Source organism: Nocardia sp. NPDC004568, from assembly GCF_040609955.1.
Classification (GTDB): domain Bacteria; phylum Actinomycetota; class Actinomycetes; order Mycobacteriales; family Mycobacteriaceae; genus Nocardia.
The window spans coordinates 1-1,024 of sequence record NZ_JBEXLL010000199.1 but is presented as its reverse complement, the minus strand read 5'-3'; the positions used below and the strand labels follow the sequence as shown (position 1 = coordinate 1,024).

The window sequence follows — 1,024 nt, the reverse complement described above, 5'->3', positions numbered from 1 at the left end:
AGTGGGCGTCCGGGAACTCGGTCATGCTCGGGCGAGTCGGCGTGACATGGTCATGATGGTGGCGATATAGACCATGGCCTCGTGGTGGTCGGGCCGGGTTTCGTAGTCGCGGACGCAGCGGCGGTGTTTGCTGATCCAGGCCAGTGTTCGTTCCACAACCCAGCGGCGTGGCAGCACGACGAACCCGGGCTCGGTGCGTTTGACGATCGTTACGGCAATGGTGAGGACCTGGCGCGCCCAGTGCACCAGTCGGCCGGTGTAGCCGGAATCCGCCCAGGTCAAGGTGATGGTGGAGAACCGTTCCCGAAGCTTGGCGAGCAGCGGGACCGCTCCGTCGCGGTCCTGGGTGCTGGCGGCTGTGACCACGACCGCCAGCAGCAGGCCCATGGTATCGGTGGCGATATGGCGCTTGCGGCCGCCGACTTTCTTACCGTTGTCCCATCCGCGCGATGCGGCGGGCACGGTGTCGGCGGCCCGCACCGACTGGGAGTCGATGATCGCTGCTGTCGGGATGGGCGCGCGGCCCGCTCGCACCCGGATCCGGTCGCGTAATATGTCGGTGATCTGTTGCCACACACCGGCTTTGGTCCAGCGGCGGAAGATGTCGTAGACGGTCGTCGGGGGCGGGAAGTCGGTCGGCAGCGCCCGCCAGGCGATGCCGCCACGCACCAGGTAGAAGATCGCATCCAGGACCAGGCGGCGGGGATGTTTCTCACTACGCCCACCCTTGCCGCCGGTGTTGCCCGGTGCGGGTAGCAGCGGTTCCAACAGCGCCCACTGCTCGTCGTTGCACGAGGACGGATACACCGGACACGGCGTCGTCGGCTTTCCGTGGGCCGGGCATGACGAACACAGACAACTCGGCAATACTGGCACACGAACTCCTGGCAGAACATGGTCTCGACAACCGGTGATCTACCAGGAGTTCTTCATGTTCCGGCTATGCCACGCCGGAGGCCGAACATCCACCGGCAACCACACTCGCCGGTCCAGCACCTCCAGGCCTGACAGCGACTCATCCCCC

At 65.9% G+C, this 1,024-nt stretch carries 1 protein-coding gene; it reads right to left on the bottom strand.

Translation table 11 applies throughout. The features are described from left to right. Positions 1 to 21 precede the first annotated feature (21 nt). Positions 22 to 807, bottom strand: a complete 786-nt coding sequence (locus ABZV91_RS32525) for an IS5 family transposase (RefSeq protein WP_355249541.1) — start codon at positions 805 to 807, stop codon at positions 22 to 24. Positions 808 to 1,024: the final 217 nt, after the last annotated feature.